The 14,684-nt window shown below is 61.4% G+C and carries 12 protein-coding genes; 9 read left to right on the top strand and 3 right to left on the bottom strand.

Annotated elements, in window-relative coordinates; genetic code table 11:
- Positions 1-2: 2 nt before the first annotated feature.
- Genes icmH through NKJ84_RS20925 form a run of 8 tightly spaced genes read left to right on the top strand, consistent with a single transcriptional unit; the run spans position 3 to position 9,295 of the window.
- Positions 3-1,325 carry a type IVB secretion system protein IcmH/DotU gene (gene icmH, locus NKJ84_RS20960; RefSeq protein ID WP_352508033.1) on the top strand — a complete coding sequence of 441 codons (1,323 nt, stop codon included), beginning with the start codon at positions 3-5 and terminating at the stop codon, positions 1,323-1,325.
- 1 nt (position 1,326) lies between these two features.
- Positions 1,327-4,863 carry a type VI secretion system membrane subunit TssM gene (gene tssM, locus NKJ84_RS20955; protein WP_352508032.1) on the top strand — a complete coding sequence of 1,179 codons (3,537 nt, stop codon included), beginning with the start codon at positions 1,327-1,329 and terminating at the stop codon, positions 4,861-4,863.
- A complete protein-coding gene (tagF, locus tag NKJ84_RS20950) occupies positions 4,845-5,384 on the top strand; it encodes a type VI secretion system-associated protein TagF (RefSeq protein ID WP_352508031.1) in 540 nt (179 codons plus the stop codon). The genes tssM and tagF overlap by 19 nt, the downstream gene beginning before the upstream one ends.
- Before the next feature lie 2 nt (positions 5,385-5,386).
- Positions 5,387-6,256 (top strand): DUF4150 domain-containing protein, encoded by an 870-nt coding sequence (locus tag NKJ84_RS20945; RefSeq protein WP_352479422.1) that lies wholly within the window; start codon positions 5,387-5,389, stop codon positions 6,254-6,256.
- Positions 6,253-6,675, top strand: coding sequence for a hypothetical protein (locus NKJ84_RS20940; protein WP_352508030.1), 423 nt, complete (start codon positions 6,253-6,255; stop codon positions 6,673-6,675). Before NKJ84_RS20945 ends, NKJ84_RS20940 begins: the two co-directional genes overlap by 4 nt.
- Entirely contained in the window at positions 6,675-7,157 is a 483-nt protein-coding gene (locus tag NKJ84_RS20935; RefSeq protein WP_352479424.1) for a hypothetical protein, read from the top strand. Before NKJ84_RS20940 ends, NKJ84_RS20935 begins: the two co-directional genes overlap by 1 nt.
- 3 nt (positions 7,158-7,160) lie before the next feature.
- Complete coding sequence (locus NKJ84_RS20930; protein ID WP_352508029.1) at positions 7,161-8,249, top strand: DUF2169 family type VI secretion system accessory protein; 1,089 nt, start codon at positions 7,161-7,163, stop codon at positions 8,247-8,249.
- On the top strand, positions 8,246-9,295 hold the full coding sequence (locus tag NKJ84_RS20925; RefSeq protein WP_352508028.1) for a hypothetical protein: 1,050 nt from the start codon (positions 8,246-8,248) through the stop codon (positions 9,293-9,295). The genes NKJ84_RS20930 and NKJ84_RS20925 overlap by 4 nt, the downstream gene beginning before the upstream one ends.
- 1 nt (position 9,296) lies before the next feature.
- Here NKJ84_RS20925 and NKJ84_RS20920 read toward each other — a convergent pair whose 3' ends face one another.
- Genes NKJ84_RS20920 through NKJ84_RS20910 form a run of 3 tightly spaced genes read right to left on the bottom strand, consistent with a single transcriptional unit; the run spans position 9,297 to position 13,230 of the window.
- Entirely contained in the window at positions 9,297-10,460 is a 1,164-nt protein-coding gene (locus NKJ84_RS20920; RefSeq protein WP_352508027.1) for a hypothetical protein, read from the bottom strand.
- Between the two features lie 9 nt (positions 10,461-10,469).
- Positions 10,470-10,892, bottom strand: a complete 423-nt coding sequence (locus tag NKJ84_RS20915) for a DUF6484 domain-containing protein (protein ID WP_352479429.1) — start codon at positions 10,890-10,892, stop codon at positions 10,470-10,472.
- Positions 10,893-10,902: 10 nt separating this feature from the next.
- The gene (locus tag NKJ84_RS20910; RefSeq protein WP_352508026.1) at positions 10,903-13,230 is read right to left on the bottom strand and encodes a type VI secretion system Vgr family protein; all 2,328 of its coding nucleotides are present in this window, start codon (positions 13,228-13,230) and stop codon (positions 10,903-10,905) included.
- Between the two features lie 303 nt (positions 13,231-13,533).
- Between NKJ84_RS20910 and tagH the strand changes: the two genes are divergently transcribed.
- Entirely contained in the window at positions 13,534-14,577 is a 1,044-nt protein-coding gene (gene tagH / locus NKJ84_RS20905) for a type VI secretion system-associated FHA domain protein TagH (protein WP_352508025.1), read from the top strand.
- Positions 14,578-14,684: the final 107 nt, after the last annotated feature.

Genomic DNA, 14,684 nt, shown 5'->3' with positions numbered 1-14,684 from the left:
CCATGAGCCGGGATGATCCTTTCGGACTGTCGGAGGATCGCGAACGCACTCGCATCAGGCTGACCGGTACGCCGATGCCGCGGCCGATGGCGGCGTCCTTGCCGGGTGGGCCGGTAAAACGCTCGCGCACGCACCCGAACGGCCTTGTCAACGCCTTCGCGCCCCTGCTCGAGTTTGCGCCTGAGCTTGAAAGCGCGCTGGCACCGGAAAATCCGGAAGTGTTACGCACTCGGCTGCTCGAAGAACTGGTTCGGGCACGCGACACTGCCATGGCGGCGGGGTCGTCGATGGAACGGGCCGATCAGGCAGCCTGGGTGGTGGCCGCCTTGCTCGACGATCTGGCTCTGAACACGCCCTGGGGCGGGGCCAGCGCGTGGCCGCGTCAGCCGCTTGTGGTCATGTTGCGGGGCGATGTCGACGCCGGCACGCAGTTCTTTACACGGCTCGACGAACTGGAACGCCATCCAAACCGAGATCGCGAATTGCTCGAACTCCAGTATGACTGCCTGGCACTCGGTTTTCGCGGCAAGTATCGCGTGCCCGGCCGGTCGGGCGATCGCTCGCTCAATGCCGTTCGTGTGGCCGCGGCACGTTTCCTGCGCGATACCGACGCCGAGAATGCCCCGCTGTCACCAAACTGGAAGGGCGTCATCGCATCCGACGAGCCGCAGCGCTTCATCGTTCCGATCTGGGTGATGGCCCTGGCCGCAACGGTTATCGCCACCGCGACTTATGTCGGGCTCTCGATGGGACTCAGCAGCCAGGCGGTTGAGCTTTCAGCGCTGGTCCGCGCCCTGCCGCCGCCGACACGTGGCGACATCAGCCGCGTGTCGCCAACGGTCGATGTCCCGCCGCCGGAGACTGTGGATTTTGCACTGCTGCCCGAATTTGAGGCCGGGGCGCCGGGCAATCTCAGATCGGCTCTCAGCGGCACGGAGAGCGTTTCGCTGGCCAAGCTGGTCATCCAGGCCTCCAGCCCCGAACTGTTCCAGTCGTCGCGGCCAACACTGACCGAGGGATTCGAGCCGCTGATCGGCTCGATCGCCAAGGTGATCCTCGCCAATCGTGATCTGATCGGCAACATCACTGTGGTCGGACATACGGACGGCGTTCCTCTGCAAAGAACCAATCCGCTGTCGACCAACCAAAGGCTGTCAGAGGCTCGCGCCCAGACCATTGCCGACATGCTGGTACAAAACGGAGTGCCACCGGAACGCGTCCATTCCGAGGGCCGGGCAGCCACGGATCCAGTGGCAGACGACGGCACGCGCGAGGGCCGGGCCCTGAACCGGCGCGTTGAGGTGCTGGTCGAAAAGAGGCTGTGAGATGTTCATCCTGCGCTTCCTCTGGGCGGTCCTGACATCGCGCTGGCTGTGGACACTGATTGGCATCACGCTGCTTTCCTTTGTGATCTGGGTATTCGGTCCGATCGTCAGGGTCGGACCCTACGACCCTTTCGCCTCCGACAATGTGCGCATCGTCATCATCGCGTTGCTCGTCATCTTCTGGCTGATCTGGCTGATCGCTGCGCAGCGTCGGGCGATCCGCGCCAACCGGATGTTCGTTGCCGAAATCGCCGCGCCGGCAGTGGAGAAGCCACTCAGCCCCGGCGAAGAGAATGTCGCTGCCGTCGGAGCCAAGTTCGCCGAGGTCATGGCCGAGTTGAAGCGTCGCAAACTGGGCGGTCGCAAGTTCCTGCGCGAGATGCCCTGGTACGTGATCGTCGGCCCGCCGGCCACCGGCAAGACCACAGCCTTGCGGCAGTCGGGGCTGAATTTTCCGATCGACCTGACGGACGACCTGGAAGGGGTCGGCGGCACGCGCAATTGCGACTGGTTCTTTTCGGAGAGCGCCGTTCTGATCGACACTGCGGGCCGCTATGTCCAACAGGAGAGCCAACCCGACGTCGACGCGGTAGAGTGGCTGGGCTTCCTCGACCTTTTGAAGAAGCACAGGGGCCGTCGCGCGCTCAACGGTGTGATCGTAGCGCTTTCGATCGATGTGCTCTCGGAGGGCGACGACGCCATCAAGGCGCATGGCCGCAAGATCCGGCGTCGGCTGGCCGAGCTCAACGATCGCCTCGAAATCCGCCTTCCGGTCTATCTGATGCTGACCAAAGCCGACCTGATCAAGGGGTTCGAGGCTTTCTTCGGCGGTTTGTCGACGGCTGCGCGCGAGCAGGTCTGGGGGACGACGTTCGCCCTCGATGCGCATGTCGATGCAAAGACGATCTCGCGGGAAATCGCGACGTTAGCAAGCGAGCTCGAGCGGCGGCTGGTGCCCCGGCTGGAGGATGAGGACAAGCTTGCTGGCCGCGCCGAAATCTTCAGGTTTCCCGCCCAACTCGCCAGCCTGTCCGAGCCGATCCAGGTACTGGTCGAGGCGATGTTCGGGGAAAGCCGGTATGAGGAGGCCGCCTGGCTGCGTGGCCTTTATCTGACATCGGCGACCCAGGAAGGGGCGCCCATCGATCGGCTGACCGCGGCGCTGTCTGCCTCCTTTGGCCTTCCGCCGCGCCGGGCGTTGGCCGCGCCGCGTATCGAAAAACGCAGCTTCTTCCTGAAGAACCTGCTTACAGAAGTCATCTTCAAGGAAGCCGGCCTCGGCACGTTCGATCCGCTGGCGCAACGCCGCCGCGTCTGGATCTGGCGTGGCGCGGCTGCAGCATGTGCCGCAGCCGCCCTGCTGGTCAGCGGGCTGTTCACCTGGTCCTATTACGACAACCGCAAGGCGATCACGGCCCAGGCAAGCCAGTTCCAGGCGCTGCAGACGCCACTGACCTCGGCCGCGGCAAACCCGGCATCGGTCGAACAGCCTGCCATCGACGGCGCTCTCGGCGCCATGGATGAGGTCGCCAATGCCCGCACCCCACCGCCTGGCGCCGCGCAGGATCTGCTCGGACCATCGGCCTCGGCGGAGCTGGTGCGAGCACAGACCGACACATACGATCACGCTTTGCGCAATATTCTTGAGCCGCACATGGTGGCGCTGCTCGAGGCGACGATGTGGCGGCAGATCCGCGATCCGGACTTCATGCTTGGCGCGCTGAAGACCTATCGCATGATGACCGGCCTCTCCCAGATGAATCCGGATTTCGTCCAGAACTGGTGGGTAAACAGACTGCCCGAATTCGCGGCCGCGGCCCCCTTTCCGACAGCTGATGCGGAAGAGCACCAGCTTGCCGCGATCCGTCGCATGGCGGTCGACGCCAGCTATATCGCCCCGGACCAGGCCCTGGTTGCCGAGGCACTGAAAACCGTCTGTACGATTTCCTTGCCGGCGCGTGCCTACAAGCAGTTGCTGGCCGACCCGGCGGTGACTGCGCTCAAGGAATGGATCCCTGCAAACTTCGCCGGCCCAAACGGCGCCAAAGTCTTTGCGCGGCGTTCCGACAAGACGCTTCGGGTCGGCATTTCGGGAGCGTTCACCTATGCCGGCTTCCATGACGCCATTCTCGACCGGGTCGAGGATGTCGCCGCCCAGGCAGCACTCGACCGGGCGGTGTTTGCTGGCGGCTGCTCGGAAAATTCCGAAACCTCGGTCTCGGCGCTGTCCGAGGATATTCTGAAGCTCTATTACGATGACTACATCGCGCAATGGGACAGCTTCCTGCGCGATATGAGGCTGGCGCCATTGACCGACCTCAACGTCGCCAGCGAGAATCTCAAGGATCTATCGAGCGCCGATTCCGCGCTGAAGCGCCTGGTCACCGCGGTGGTCCAGGAGACTGAGCTTACGCGTTCCGATGAAGCGCCGGCAATCGACAAGGCTGCGGCGGCAGGCGGCTCAAAACTTCTGGGCAAGCTCGGCAAGCTTGGCAAGATCGTAAAAACCGGAGCAAAGCTTTTGCCGCGTGCGGGCTCCGCCGACGAAGTGGATCTTACCGGCAGTCTGGTGGCCGAGCATTTCAAGCCGCTCAAGGGTGCCATCGCCGAGGTCGAGGGCCAGCCGCCGGCGCTCGACGCCGCCATTGTCGCGTTGACCGCATTGTCCAACGTGCTGCAGACGGTAACGGCCAATCCCGATCCCCAGGACGCCATCAAGAAGCAGGGCGGCCTGGCAGAACTGACTGGAGCGGTTGCCAGGCAGGCGCAGATCCTGCCCGACCCGATCGACGATTGGTTGGGCGGCATTGCCGGCGATACCAGCGGGCTGACGCAGAAGGCGGTCACCTCGGAGCTCAACGCGATCTGGCGAGCCGACATCCTGCCGTTCTGCCAGGCAGCACTCAACAATCGCTATCCCTTCAGCCCTGACAGCGCCGTGGACGTCAATGTCCGCGACTTCGCCCGTCTGTTCGGACCGGCAGGGCTGATCGACACCTTCATCAACGACCATCTGATCAGTTATGTCGACACATCGGCGCAGCCATGGAAATGGCGCGCCGATTTCGGCCTCGACCCGTCGGCGCTGGCCGCGTTCGAACAGGCAAGGCGGATCCGCGATGATCTCTTTCCGGGGGGTACAGGGCCGCTGATGAGTTTCACGCTCGAACCGAAGGACCTGTCGCCCAATGTTGCGCGCGTGACGCTCAACCTCGACGGCCAGAACCTCGTCTACTATAACAATGCAACGAGGCCGCAGCCGATGACATGGCCCGGCAAGGACGGCACAGGGGTCATCTCGCTTGCCTTCCAGCCGATCGATGGCTCGCCCGAAATCTTGCTCAACGAGACCGGCAGCTGGGCGTGGCTGAGAATGTTGCGCAGCGGTCGCTTCACCGGCACCGCGCTGTCGGATGTCTACAGCCTGCGCCTGGGGACGAACGGCACGTACGCCGATTTCCAACTCAAGGCCGCCAGCGTCGAAAATCCCTATAACCTGCAGATGTTCAAGAAATTTTCATGTCCGCCGCAGATATGAGCACTGGATTTTTCGGCAAGATCCCGACGACGGGCGACTTTGTCGCGTGGAACTTGCCGCGGACCTTCATCGACCGCTGGGACCGCTGGATGTCGATGGAGTTGCTAGCGCGACCAGACGAGGGCGAACTTGACCCGCATGTCTGGCGCTTCACGGTGCCGGCTGGCATCTTCTGCGATCAGCCTTGCGCAGGCGCGTGGCGGATGAGCGAGGATCGCGTCGGGCGCAGATATCCATTCGTAGTCGCCGCCGTCGGACGCCCGCCCCGCATGGAAGACGAATGGTTCGATGCTGTGTCCGAGATCGCAGGTGACGCGGTGGCGCACTACTGGACGAGTGCCATGGTTGCCGAGCGGATCAACGCGGTTCAGCCGACGCCGGCCAACCACGCGGAGCCCAAGATCGTCTTCTGGTGCGACGGCTGGAACGTGCACGAATGCCATTTCAAAGACATTCATGATCTGGCCGACAACGCCCTGCCGGTTATGCGTACCGTGCCTCTGCCGGCCGAGGAAAGCTGATTATGGCCATTACCGTCTTCGCCGAGAACATGGGCTTCTTCCACAAGGGCAGCAATGGCAAGGGGATCGCGCCGGGCGATGTCTGTCTGTCGCCGCCGTCGCCGCCGGCGGGCCCGGTTCCGGTGCCCTATGTCAATATGCTGTCCTCTTCCGACCTGTCGAAGGGTACCAAAAGCGTCAAAATCGACGGCGAGCCGACGGCGATCGAGAATTCTTCGGAGATTTCGACCAGCACCGGCAACGAGCCGGCGACCCAAGGTCTCGGTGCAGGCGTCATCACCCACAAGATCAAAGGCAAGGGCGTTTTCAAATTGTGGTCGTTCACGGTCAAGGCGGAGGGCAAGGGGGTCGATCGCCACGGCGACATGATGGCTCAGAATACGGCAAGCGATATACCCAATTGCATCGACCAGACAGCGATCAATACCTTCAAGGCGCTGCTGAGACGCAAGGGTATCACACCCGGCCCCTGTCCGAGCAAGCCTTACGACGCGAAGGTCCACAGACCAGATAAGGATCCTTCCCCGGCCCAGAAGAAGGCGGTCCGCAACAAACCATGCTGGGAATGCAAGCGGGACGACGCGCGGGTAAAGCGCGCTCACTGGCGCACGACGCGACCGAGCGGTGGGGCGATTGTACGATACGAGGATCCTGTCCATGGGAAGGATATGGCGCGCGGTAAAGGCCATATGACCCATGACCATCAGCCGCCGCTGTGCGTGGCCTGGGCGCTTGGCGGATGCAATATGAAACTTGCGGATTTCAAGAAGTATTTCGAACGGGCAAGCAGGGTCAAGCCGCACTGCGAAGCGCATTTTCGCAGTCAGGGAAGCCAGGCGGAAGCCTATGCGACAAAGCTAGGTGCGCCATGATCGCGATCGCCAAGAGCTACGACGATATCCAGCAGCGCTACATCGCCGAACTGCGCGCGCTCCTGCCCGAAATCAATGCTTGGTGGAGCGGCATCGTTGCAGTCGAAAGCTTTGATGCCATCTCACTAATCTGGCCGACTGGAATTTCCGGGCACCCGCGCTTTCTGCATATCTTTCGCACGCACTATTTCGAGGTGGAGAATCTGAACCGAAAGAACGAGCACGAATTCGTGGAGGAAGCCGAGAAGTCGCTTGAGGAAAAGTGGGGTGTCGACGACCTCGGCGACAGCCCCCGCTATGTCGGCCATATAGACTTGCTGATCGACGACATCCCCAGCAAGGCCCCCGATCTGACCGAAGTGGTCAACGGCTTCGTTTTTGTGCCGATCGGGCTTGACCAGGACGAAGAGATCACCTGATGGCGCTTATCACCTATTTTGAAACCGACCGCGGCATTCGCCGCCTGCTGCGCCAGCCCGGCTACATCGAGCCCCGGGATGCGAAAATCGCGGCGCGCAAGCTCGCCCAGAGTTCGGGGCGGCATCAGGATCTTTTCGACGGGTACTTGGAAGACATCCAAATGGCCTACGAGATCGCGGCGCCCTGGTGGGCAGACACGGTCAAAGCACAACAACAGCAAGGATTGAACCGCGACGAGGCTATCCGCAAGGCGTTCAACAAGCGCGCCGCCGGCGCTGCCGCGCATGGCCACGTGGTGTGGATTGTACGCAATTACTGGCTCGATTGCTGCGACGCCAACAAGAGCTCTGGAGAGGTCATCTATCCCGAAACCCTGCTTCTGCAATGGTTGATCGACGCTAGGAAGAAGGAATTGGTGCGCCTGATCGCCTGTATGCCGTACTGGCCGATCGGCATGGATGAGAACAGAACCTGGTGCTGACCGATGAGCTTTGCGGTCTGGTTGGAGAATCGTACCCCTTTCGCTGTAGGGTCTTACACACTGCCTGATGCGGAAGGTCAGGAGGTTTTCCTGGGCATTTTTTCGGCGAGCTTCCAAGGCGCGGAGGAAACGACAGCCCTGGAACCGGCCCAGGAACAATTGCCGGTGACGCTCAGCGACGTCTTTTTCGGCGATCCTGCTCTTTCATCGACGCGCTACGAGGCTGACATCGCTATGCGCAAGCCCGGCGTGGACGTTATCGTCAACGGCACCGCATACGCGCCGAACGGGAAGCCGGTTCGAGAAATGCAAGCCGGACTGAAGTTCGGGCCATTGCAAAAGGTACTCAGTATCGTCGGCGACCGCATGTACGATGCCGGCAGCTATAGCGCGCCACATCCATTCACACGGATGCCTATCGTCTATGAACGCGCCTACGGCGGCACCACCGCCGATCTGAAGACCCATCCTCACAATCCGCTGGGAGTGGGTTTCGCCCTTGCCCGCTCGGCTGATCCAGCAGTCAAGACGCAGGCGCCAAACATAACCTACCCGGCCGAGCCATTCATGAGTCCCTCGGACAAGCCGCGGCCGGCCGGTTTCGGGGCGCTCGGGCGCGGGTGGCAGCCGCGCCTGCCGTTGGCAGGGACCTATGATCAGGCCTGGATCGACTCCCAGTGGCCCTTGCCACCGAAGGATTGCGATCCGCGCTACAATCTCGCGGCGCCGGCGGACCAGCAACTTCCCGATCTCAACGGCGGCGATCAGGTCACTCTGATAGGACTCACTCCCGGCGGCCGGTGGAAATTTAAGCTCCCAAGCGTGGTCGCGCCCATCCGCCTGATCTTCGATGACCGCGTCGAAGACCAAGTTTTCAAAGTGGATACGATCATCATCGAGCCCGACATATTTAGGGTCACGATGAAGGCGCGGGTGGCTATGACGACGCGGCGCAACCGGCCTGCGCTGCGCGAACTTGTCTTCGGGCACGTCACGCCGGCGCTGATTGCGGCGAAACGAAAGGGTAAGGACTATTTTGCGCTGCGCGGGACTGACGGAACCATTAGCGAACGCCCGGCGTGGCTCCCATGAATCGGCCATTGTATATCGTCGGCGGTGGCGCGGTGACGCCCGCCGGCCTGAACCGGCGGCAAACGCTCGCCGCGATCCGCGCCGGGCTCTCCGCCTATGAAGAGTACCTGCTGGCCGAGCCTATGGGTGCATCGCAGATCGTCTCGCGCATTCCCACTCACTGGTCACTGAAAACCACCGATTGGGACTGGCTGGTCAACATGGCGGCGCGCGCCATCATGGACGCGCTCGCATCGACGGCGGCGGATCCGCGAACGACCGTGCTGATCCTGGTGCTACCGGAGCAGTTCAGGAACCATGCGGCCTTCGAAGAAGAATACCCTTCTGGCTTCCTGAATGCCGTCGTGCGCTCATGCGGCGGACCATTCCATGAGGCATCGCGGGCGCTCGATGGCGGCGCCGCCGCAAGCATTGGCGTGCTTCAGAAAATGCCGGAGATACTTGCCCATCCGGGCGTCGAGCGCGTCTTGCTCGGCGGCGTCGACAGTCTGGTCAACGACAAGGATATCGCTCGGCTCGCCGAGGCGGGACGGCTGAAGGGCTCTGACAATTCTCAAGGGCTTGTTCCCGGAGAGGCGGCAGCCTTTGTTTGCTTGCAATCGAGACCAGATTCGAAGTCATCGTGTCTCGCCGCCATCCATGGCGCCGGCTTTGCTCAGGAAGCCGATAGTGTTCTGACGGAGCGATACAGCCAGGGCAAGGCGCTGCTTGGTGCGCTTCAGGGTGCCTTGAATGGGACCGACAGTGGTCCGCAAGAAACTGACATCGTCTTTGTCGTCAGCAATGGCAATGGGGAGCGCTATAGCGGGTGGGAAGCAAATATAGCAAGATCTCGCTTCTATCGTACACGGCGTGAGATCTTGCCGATTGCCTATCCGGCGATGACCGTCGGCGAGGTGGGAGCGGCCGGTGGGGCGCTGGCGCTACTTGTGGCGTCCGACAGTTTCACCGCCGGCTACGCGCCCGGTCCGGTAGCTATGTGCGAAGTTGCGTCCGAAGCCGGATTGCGCGCCACGGCGCTGGTCAGCCAGGTAAAGTCCAGCTGAATTACATCCAGGCGGGGAAGCGCTGCGTGCGCCGCCAGTCGGCCAATGGGAGGTCACGGTTGTCCAAAGAGGCTCGGATGGCCGCGAGCCGCAGCCGACGCATGGAGCGGAATGCGACGTGTTTGCCCGGTCCCCGCCCATCGTCCCACCATGCACTCGCGCGTTCGGCCATTGGAAGCGGCGAGTCCTCGATCTTGGCGAATGGCTTTCCAAGCGGCGAGGTATCGACTGTGAAGACGTCGGTATCATTGAAATCGACCTCGAACAGATCGCGCCAAGCGAGGCCCGCGGCATAAGCGGATTGGGGCTCGCGCATGCGTTCGATCAGCCAGGGGACGATTGATCTGTCGCCAAGCATTCCTATGGTGGCTAGAGCCGGTAGTCGCAACGAAGGTTCGTTTAGACATTTCTGAAGCCAGGCCTTTGCGGGAGTTCCCGCCGAGGCGAGTAGCCGGATTTCGATCACCTCACCTTGGGGAACACTACGCGAGGCAAGCAATTCATCAAGAACAGGCAGGGCCATACGGTCCGCGCCGAGGAGACAAGCGGCGATCGAGGCCGCCAACCGTTCCGGCAGCTGATCGGCGGCGAGACGCTCAGCTACCGCCGGGAGCAGATCGCGGCGGCGCAACGCGCCAGCCAACCGCAATGCTCGTATACGGATCTCAGCCTGGCTATTTGCGACTAAATCGCCGAGGCTCGGGCCGGCATCGGCGCGATGGTGCCAGAGCGCCGAAAGCCCGATGCATTTTAGCATCGTTTCCCTGGAATCGACCCACTTGGCGACAAAAGGACGGAGTTTCTCGCGCGGTGTCCGGGCGATGGCGCCTGATATACCCTTGATGCCGGTTTCGCCGAGTGCGGCGGCGGCCTCGATCACTGCGGCAAGCGGCTTTTCCAGTCCCCAATGGAGCGCCAGGCACGCCATGACAAAGAGCTCTGGGGCTTCAGAATAATCGGAGAAACGCGCCTTCGCCGCCGCCCACGCAGCCTCGCCCGACGCGAACAGGCCTTCAAGATTGGCGTCCAGCCGCTGGTCGATGCGGCCGATGTCGATTTCGCCCAGTAGCGGTCCATCGATCTCGCGGCGCCGCCGTGACCAGAGGAAAGCGGCGTCCTCCGCGTGCTGGTCAACGATGGCGGGGATCGTCGCAAGGCGCTGCATCGGCTTGACCTAATTCAGGTGAACGGCCGCCCCTCGTATACGGTTCGTACCGGTCGCGTGGCTGTTGAGCTGTGTGCCGCGAATGGAGACGCGCCCGTTCTTCTCCAAAATGATGGACGCCAAGCCACATCTGAACTCAATGCGATCGCGAGCATTCAATATCACCGTCTCACCGTCGCGCAACACTTCGACGGGATGCGGATTGGGACGCGGATCAACTATCCGTCCGACCACAAGCGGCCGGGCGGGGTCACCCGCTTCGAACAGCAGCGCCACTTCCGAGCCGACAGCGGAAGCGTCGAGAGCGGCGAGGCTGCGGGCCTTGAGCGCCGTGTCGCTGGGATTGCCGACGAAAACGACGAGCGGCGAGCCATCATCGAAGCCGATCAGCAACCCAATTATCACCCCATCAACACGCTCCACAACGTCCATCGCTCGGCCCTCAATTGTTGTGAACACTGCTGCCTTTGATTTTGGTCTTGCCGTCGGCCTTCACGTCGATGTCGCCGCTGCCGTCGAGCCTTATGTCCTTGCCCTTGACGCTAATAGTGCCGTCCTTTTTGAGGATGATGCTGGCATCGCCGCATTTCAGCGTGATCTCGTCAGCCGCCTCGACGTAAAGCTTCTTGCCGAACTTCATCACGCCGTCTTCGCCGACAATGACACTGCTCGCCTTGGCGACTTTTAGCGAGTAGGCCCCGCCGACCTCGATCCCCTCGTCCGCTGCAATCTTGGCCAGCCGCGCCTTGCCGACCTGCGAGGAATGGGCGCCGCCAACAGTAAAGCTCTGGTCGGCGGCGACGTCAACCGTCTGCGCGGCGCCGATCTGCCATTTGTCTGCCGAGCCAATCGTGTGGCTCTGCGCCGCGCCTACAGTAACCGATCGTGTCGCACCGATCGTATTCGTTTGCGGTCCGCCGACGCTTCGTGTCTCGGAGGCACCGACCGTATCGACGCGCGCCGCCCCAACCGTGATCGTCTGGACAATCGCTACGGTCTGCGAATGGTTGGCGTCAATGTTTTCCGTAGAGTTCGCGCCGATGTGGATCGTCTCGTTCGATCCGACTGTCAGCGATCGATTCACCCCAACTGTCTCGGTGTCGTTCGACCCGATGTTAGTTGTCTGGTCGACGCCGACCTTGACAGTTTTGTTGTTGCCTACGTCCTCGTCGAGATTGTGCCCGACAGAGTGCTTGGCGTCGTGGTCGATGCGGTCGGACTGATCGTGCTGCACCAACTTGTTGCGGTCGTGCTTAATCAGAAGGTGATGGTCCTTCTGCGCCTGGAAGTTGACCAGTTCGGAGCCTGCCTTGTCCTCGAACATCAGTTCGTTGTAGCCGCCACCACCTTTCGACGAATCGGATTTCCAGCCGGATTGCGTGGCGTTGCCGGGCAGTCCATAAGGCGGCATCTGCGCGGCGTTGTAGACCCTGCCGGTTATGATCGGCAGGTCAGGATCGCCTTCGATGAAGTCGACGATGACCTCCTGGCCGATACGCGGAATCTGGATAAAACCCCAGCCGCTGCCGGCCCAGGTCTGCGAAACCCGCACGAAGCACGAACTGTTCTGGTCCTTCTTGCCCAGCCGGTCCCAATGGAACTGGACCTTCACGCGCGCATATTTGTCGGTGAATATCTCCTCGCCGGACGGACCGACCACAGTCGCCGTCTGAGGGCCGCGCATGATCGGCCGTGTCGTGACCCGTGGCGGACGATAGGGCAATGCCGTGGGTGCCACGCCAAGGATCACCTTGAAGTTCTCGCTCTCGACATCCGCATGGGCTCTGTAGCCGGGGTCGAACAGCCTGTATTCGGCGCTCACCACCAGATACTCTTGGTTCTGGTCCTCGCGCGGAAAGCCGTCCAGCTTGAAGGTGCAGCCTGAATACAGGCCGCGCACGGTTCCAACCGCGGCGATGCGCTGGTGCACCGCCTGGATTTCCTCGCGCCGGATTGCCGCCAGGCTGTCGCCGCGGCCCACTTCGAGATGCGCGCCGGGCTGACGGTAATTTTCACCCGCAGCCAGCTTGTGATTGAACGGCTGGGCCGATTTGGCCATCAGGTCGGCGCCCGGCTTTTTGAAATCATAGTCGGTATGGACATAGGCGCCCGGCCGCACCGAACTGCCCGGGATCCATTCCGTGATATATTCGACATCCCGCCGGGAGCCCTGCCCTTCAAAGTGATAAGGCACTTTTTCATAGCCCGGCGCCGGCTTCAGCTTGCTCATCGAATCGGCAAGCACAAGCGTGTGCTTGCCCTCGCCATGCTCGAAGAAATACAGGATGCCCTCGTGCTCGAGGAGTCGCTGCACGAAATCGAGATCGGTCTCGTCATACTGCACGCAGTATTCGCGCGGCGGATAAGAGCCTTGCAGGCGCTTCTCGTATTTTGCGGTGCTGTATTTTGAAAATACTTCTTCGACGATTTCGACGACGCTCATGTTTTGGAAAATGCGGCAGTCGGTCGTAGTTCCGAGAAACCAGAGCCATGGTCTGACGACCGTTTCGTAATAGGCCAGTTGGTCCTCGATCCGGGTAAGTCTAAACTCGGACACCAGGCCGCTGAACCACCGTTTTGGATCGGATTCACCTTCGATCGAGACGGCCCCACCCAGCATCTTCAGCGGATCGATGTCGTGGTCGGTACTTACGAACCCAACGGTGTAGCCAAAACAACGGCTTATCTCATCGCGCCCGACAAGGTGCGTGAAGGTCAACAGCTCGGCGCCAATCGGCGTCTCCACAACCGTGGCACGTTCATTCGGCATTGGTCGTGCCCCTCCTGGACCCGGCCGCCAGTGGATTTGAAGGTCCTGCTATACTGTCCTGCTATACTAACGACGGCAGGTTCAGGAACTCAAAGCCAAACAATTCTCACTGGGTTGCTGGTCCGTGTCGAGCGTACCACATGTCTTGCGAGGGCCAAAGCGGCATGCATAGCTGGGCGAAGCAGCAAGATCGAGGGTTCGCCCGCTGCCTTGCGCCAATGTGATGCGAAATTGGATTAGCCACGTTAAAAACATGGAGTATCGTGCCGACAAGGCCGCCAGCGATCACACAGGCGATTGTGCATGTTAATCAGTCTGCAGATCAGCAATGTCGATGCCCTGCCCGCTGGCGTATCCCCCGGCTACAGATCGCGTGATCGCACCTTCAAAATCGGACGCGAAAATTGCGACTGGATCTTACCCGACCCGGACAAGTTCATTTCCGGCCGGCATTGCCAAATTCGATACGAGGCAGGCGCGTTTTGGCTGCATGACATCTCGCGCAATGGCACTTTCATCAACGGATCGAGCCAACGCATCACCGGTCCACACCGGCTGGCGCACGGCGACAGGCTCCTGGTCGGCCGCTACGTCATCTTTGTATCGATTGACGAGCGCGCCTCGCCGACCCATCCGCAAGGCGACGAAGGTTCGACACAACGACACATGCCTATCGCGGCCGATCGGCCGCTTGACTCTGGAGGCGAGCCCTTCTTGAATTCGGCACAGCGATGGCTTGGGCAACGAGCACCGTCGCCGCCCGCGTCGGTCCCGTCGACGAGAGACGAGGTGCTGCGGGAAATCGCGATTGGAGCGGGTATTTCCCCGGAACTGCTGCAGTCGCGGGACCCGCATGAAGTTGCGGCCGAAATTGGCTCGGTCCTGCGGGTGGTGGTCGAGCAACTGGCCATGCTGCTGAAGGCACGTGCGGCCGCCAAAACGCTGGCCAAGAGCACGCACCGGACAATGATAAGCTCCGCCGACAACAACCCGCTTAAGTTCGTGCCGGGGATCGACGACATCCTCGAAATCATGTTTGCACGGCGCAGATCCGGCTATCTCGATGCAAGGCACAGCGTCGAAGATGCGTTCCGCGATCTCAAGACGCACGAATTTGCGACTTATGCCGCCATGCAAGCTGCGCTGTCGCGACTGCTTGACGACCTGTCGCCGGAAGCGATCGGCAAAAAGCTTCCACCGACATCGTTCACCTCCAAGAAGGCCCAAGCATGGGACGCTTTTGTCGCGACATGGCGGACCATGGAGGAAGCCCATGAAAACGGCATGCTGGATATATTCTTGGCCTATTTCGGCGAGGCGTATGCCAAAGCTGACAAGCACAAATAGACCGGCCCAATAGACTGCGCCGTTCTAGCTGACGAAGAAAAGCGCATCGGCGCACCGCATCATGTTCCAATCGACAACATCTGAGATTACGATCACATACGACCGTT

The organism is Mesorhizobium sp. M0048 (assembly GCF_040323405.1).
Taxonomy (GTDB): domain Bacteria; phylum Pseudomonadota; class Alphaproteobacteria; order Rhizobiales; family Rhizobiaceae; genus Mesorhizobium.
Note: the sequence above shows the minus strand (reverse complement) of the source record. Positions and strands in the feature narration are given on the sequence as shown.

Bases quoted from the DNA above. Each gene is read 5' to 3' on its own strand.
- icmH (WP_352508033.1), top strand. From the start codon at position 3: ATGAGCCGGGATGATCCTTTCGGACTGTCGGAGGATCGCGAACGCACT.
- tssM (WP_352508032.1), top strand. From the start codon at position 1,327: ATGTTCATCCTGCGCTTCCTCTGGGCGGTCCTGACATCGCGCTGGCTG.
- tagF (WP_352508031.1), top strand. From the start codon at position 4,845: ATGTCCGCCGCAGATATGAGCACTGGATTTTTCGGCAAGATCCCGACG.
- NKJ84_RS20945 (WP_352479422.1), top strand. From the start codon at position 5,387: ATGGCCATTACCGTCTTCGCCGAGAACATGGGCTTCTTCCACAAGGGC.
- NKJ84_RS20940 (WP_352508030.1), top strand. From the start codon at position 6,253: ATGATCGCGATCGCCAAGAGCTACGACGATATCCAGCAGCGCTACATC.
- NKJ84_RS20935 (WP_352479424.1), top strand. From the start codon at position 6,675: ATGGCGCTTATCACCTATTTTGAAACCGACCGCGGCATTCGCCGCCTG.
- NKJ84_RS20930 (WP_352508029.1), top strand. From the start codon at position 7,161: ATGAGCTTTGCGGTCTGGTTGGAGAATCGTACCCCTTTCGCTGTAGGG.
- NKJ84_RS20925 (WP_352508028.1), top strand. From the start codon at position 8,246: ATGAATCGGCCATTGTATATCGTCGGCGGTGGCGCGGTGACGCCCGCC.
- NKJ84_RS20920 (WP_352508027.1), bottom strand. From the start codon at position 10,460: ATGCAGCGCCTTGCGACGATCCCCGCCATCGTTGACCAGCACGCGGAG.
- NKJ84_RS20915 (WP_352479429.1), bottom strand. From the start codon at position 10,892: ATGGACGTTGTGGAGCGTGTTGATGGGGTGATAATTGGGTTGCTGATC.
- NKJ84_RS20910 (WP_352508026.1), bottom strand. From the start codon at position 13,230: ATGCCGAATGAACGTGCCACGGTTGTGGAGACGCCGATTGGCGCCGAG.
- tagH (WP_352508025.1), top strand. From the start codon at position 13,534: ATGTTAATCAGTCTGCAGATCAGCAATGTCGATGCCCTGCCCGCTGGC.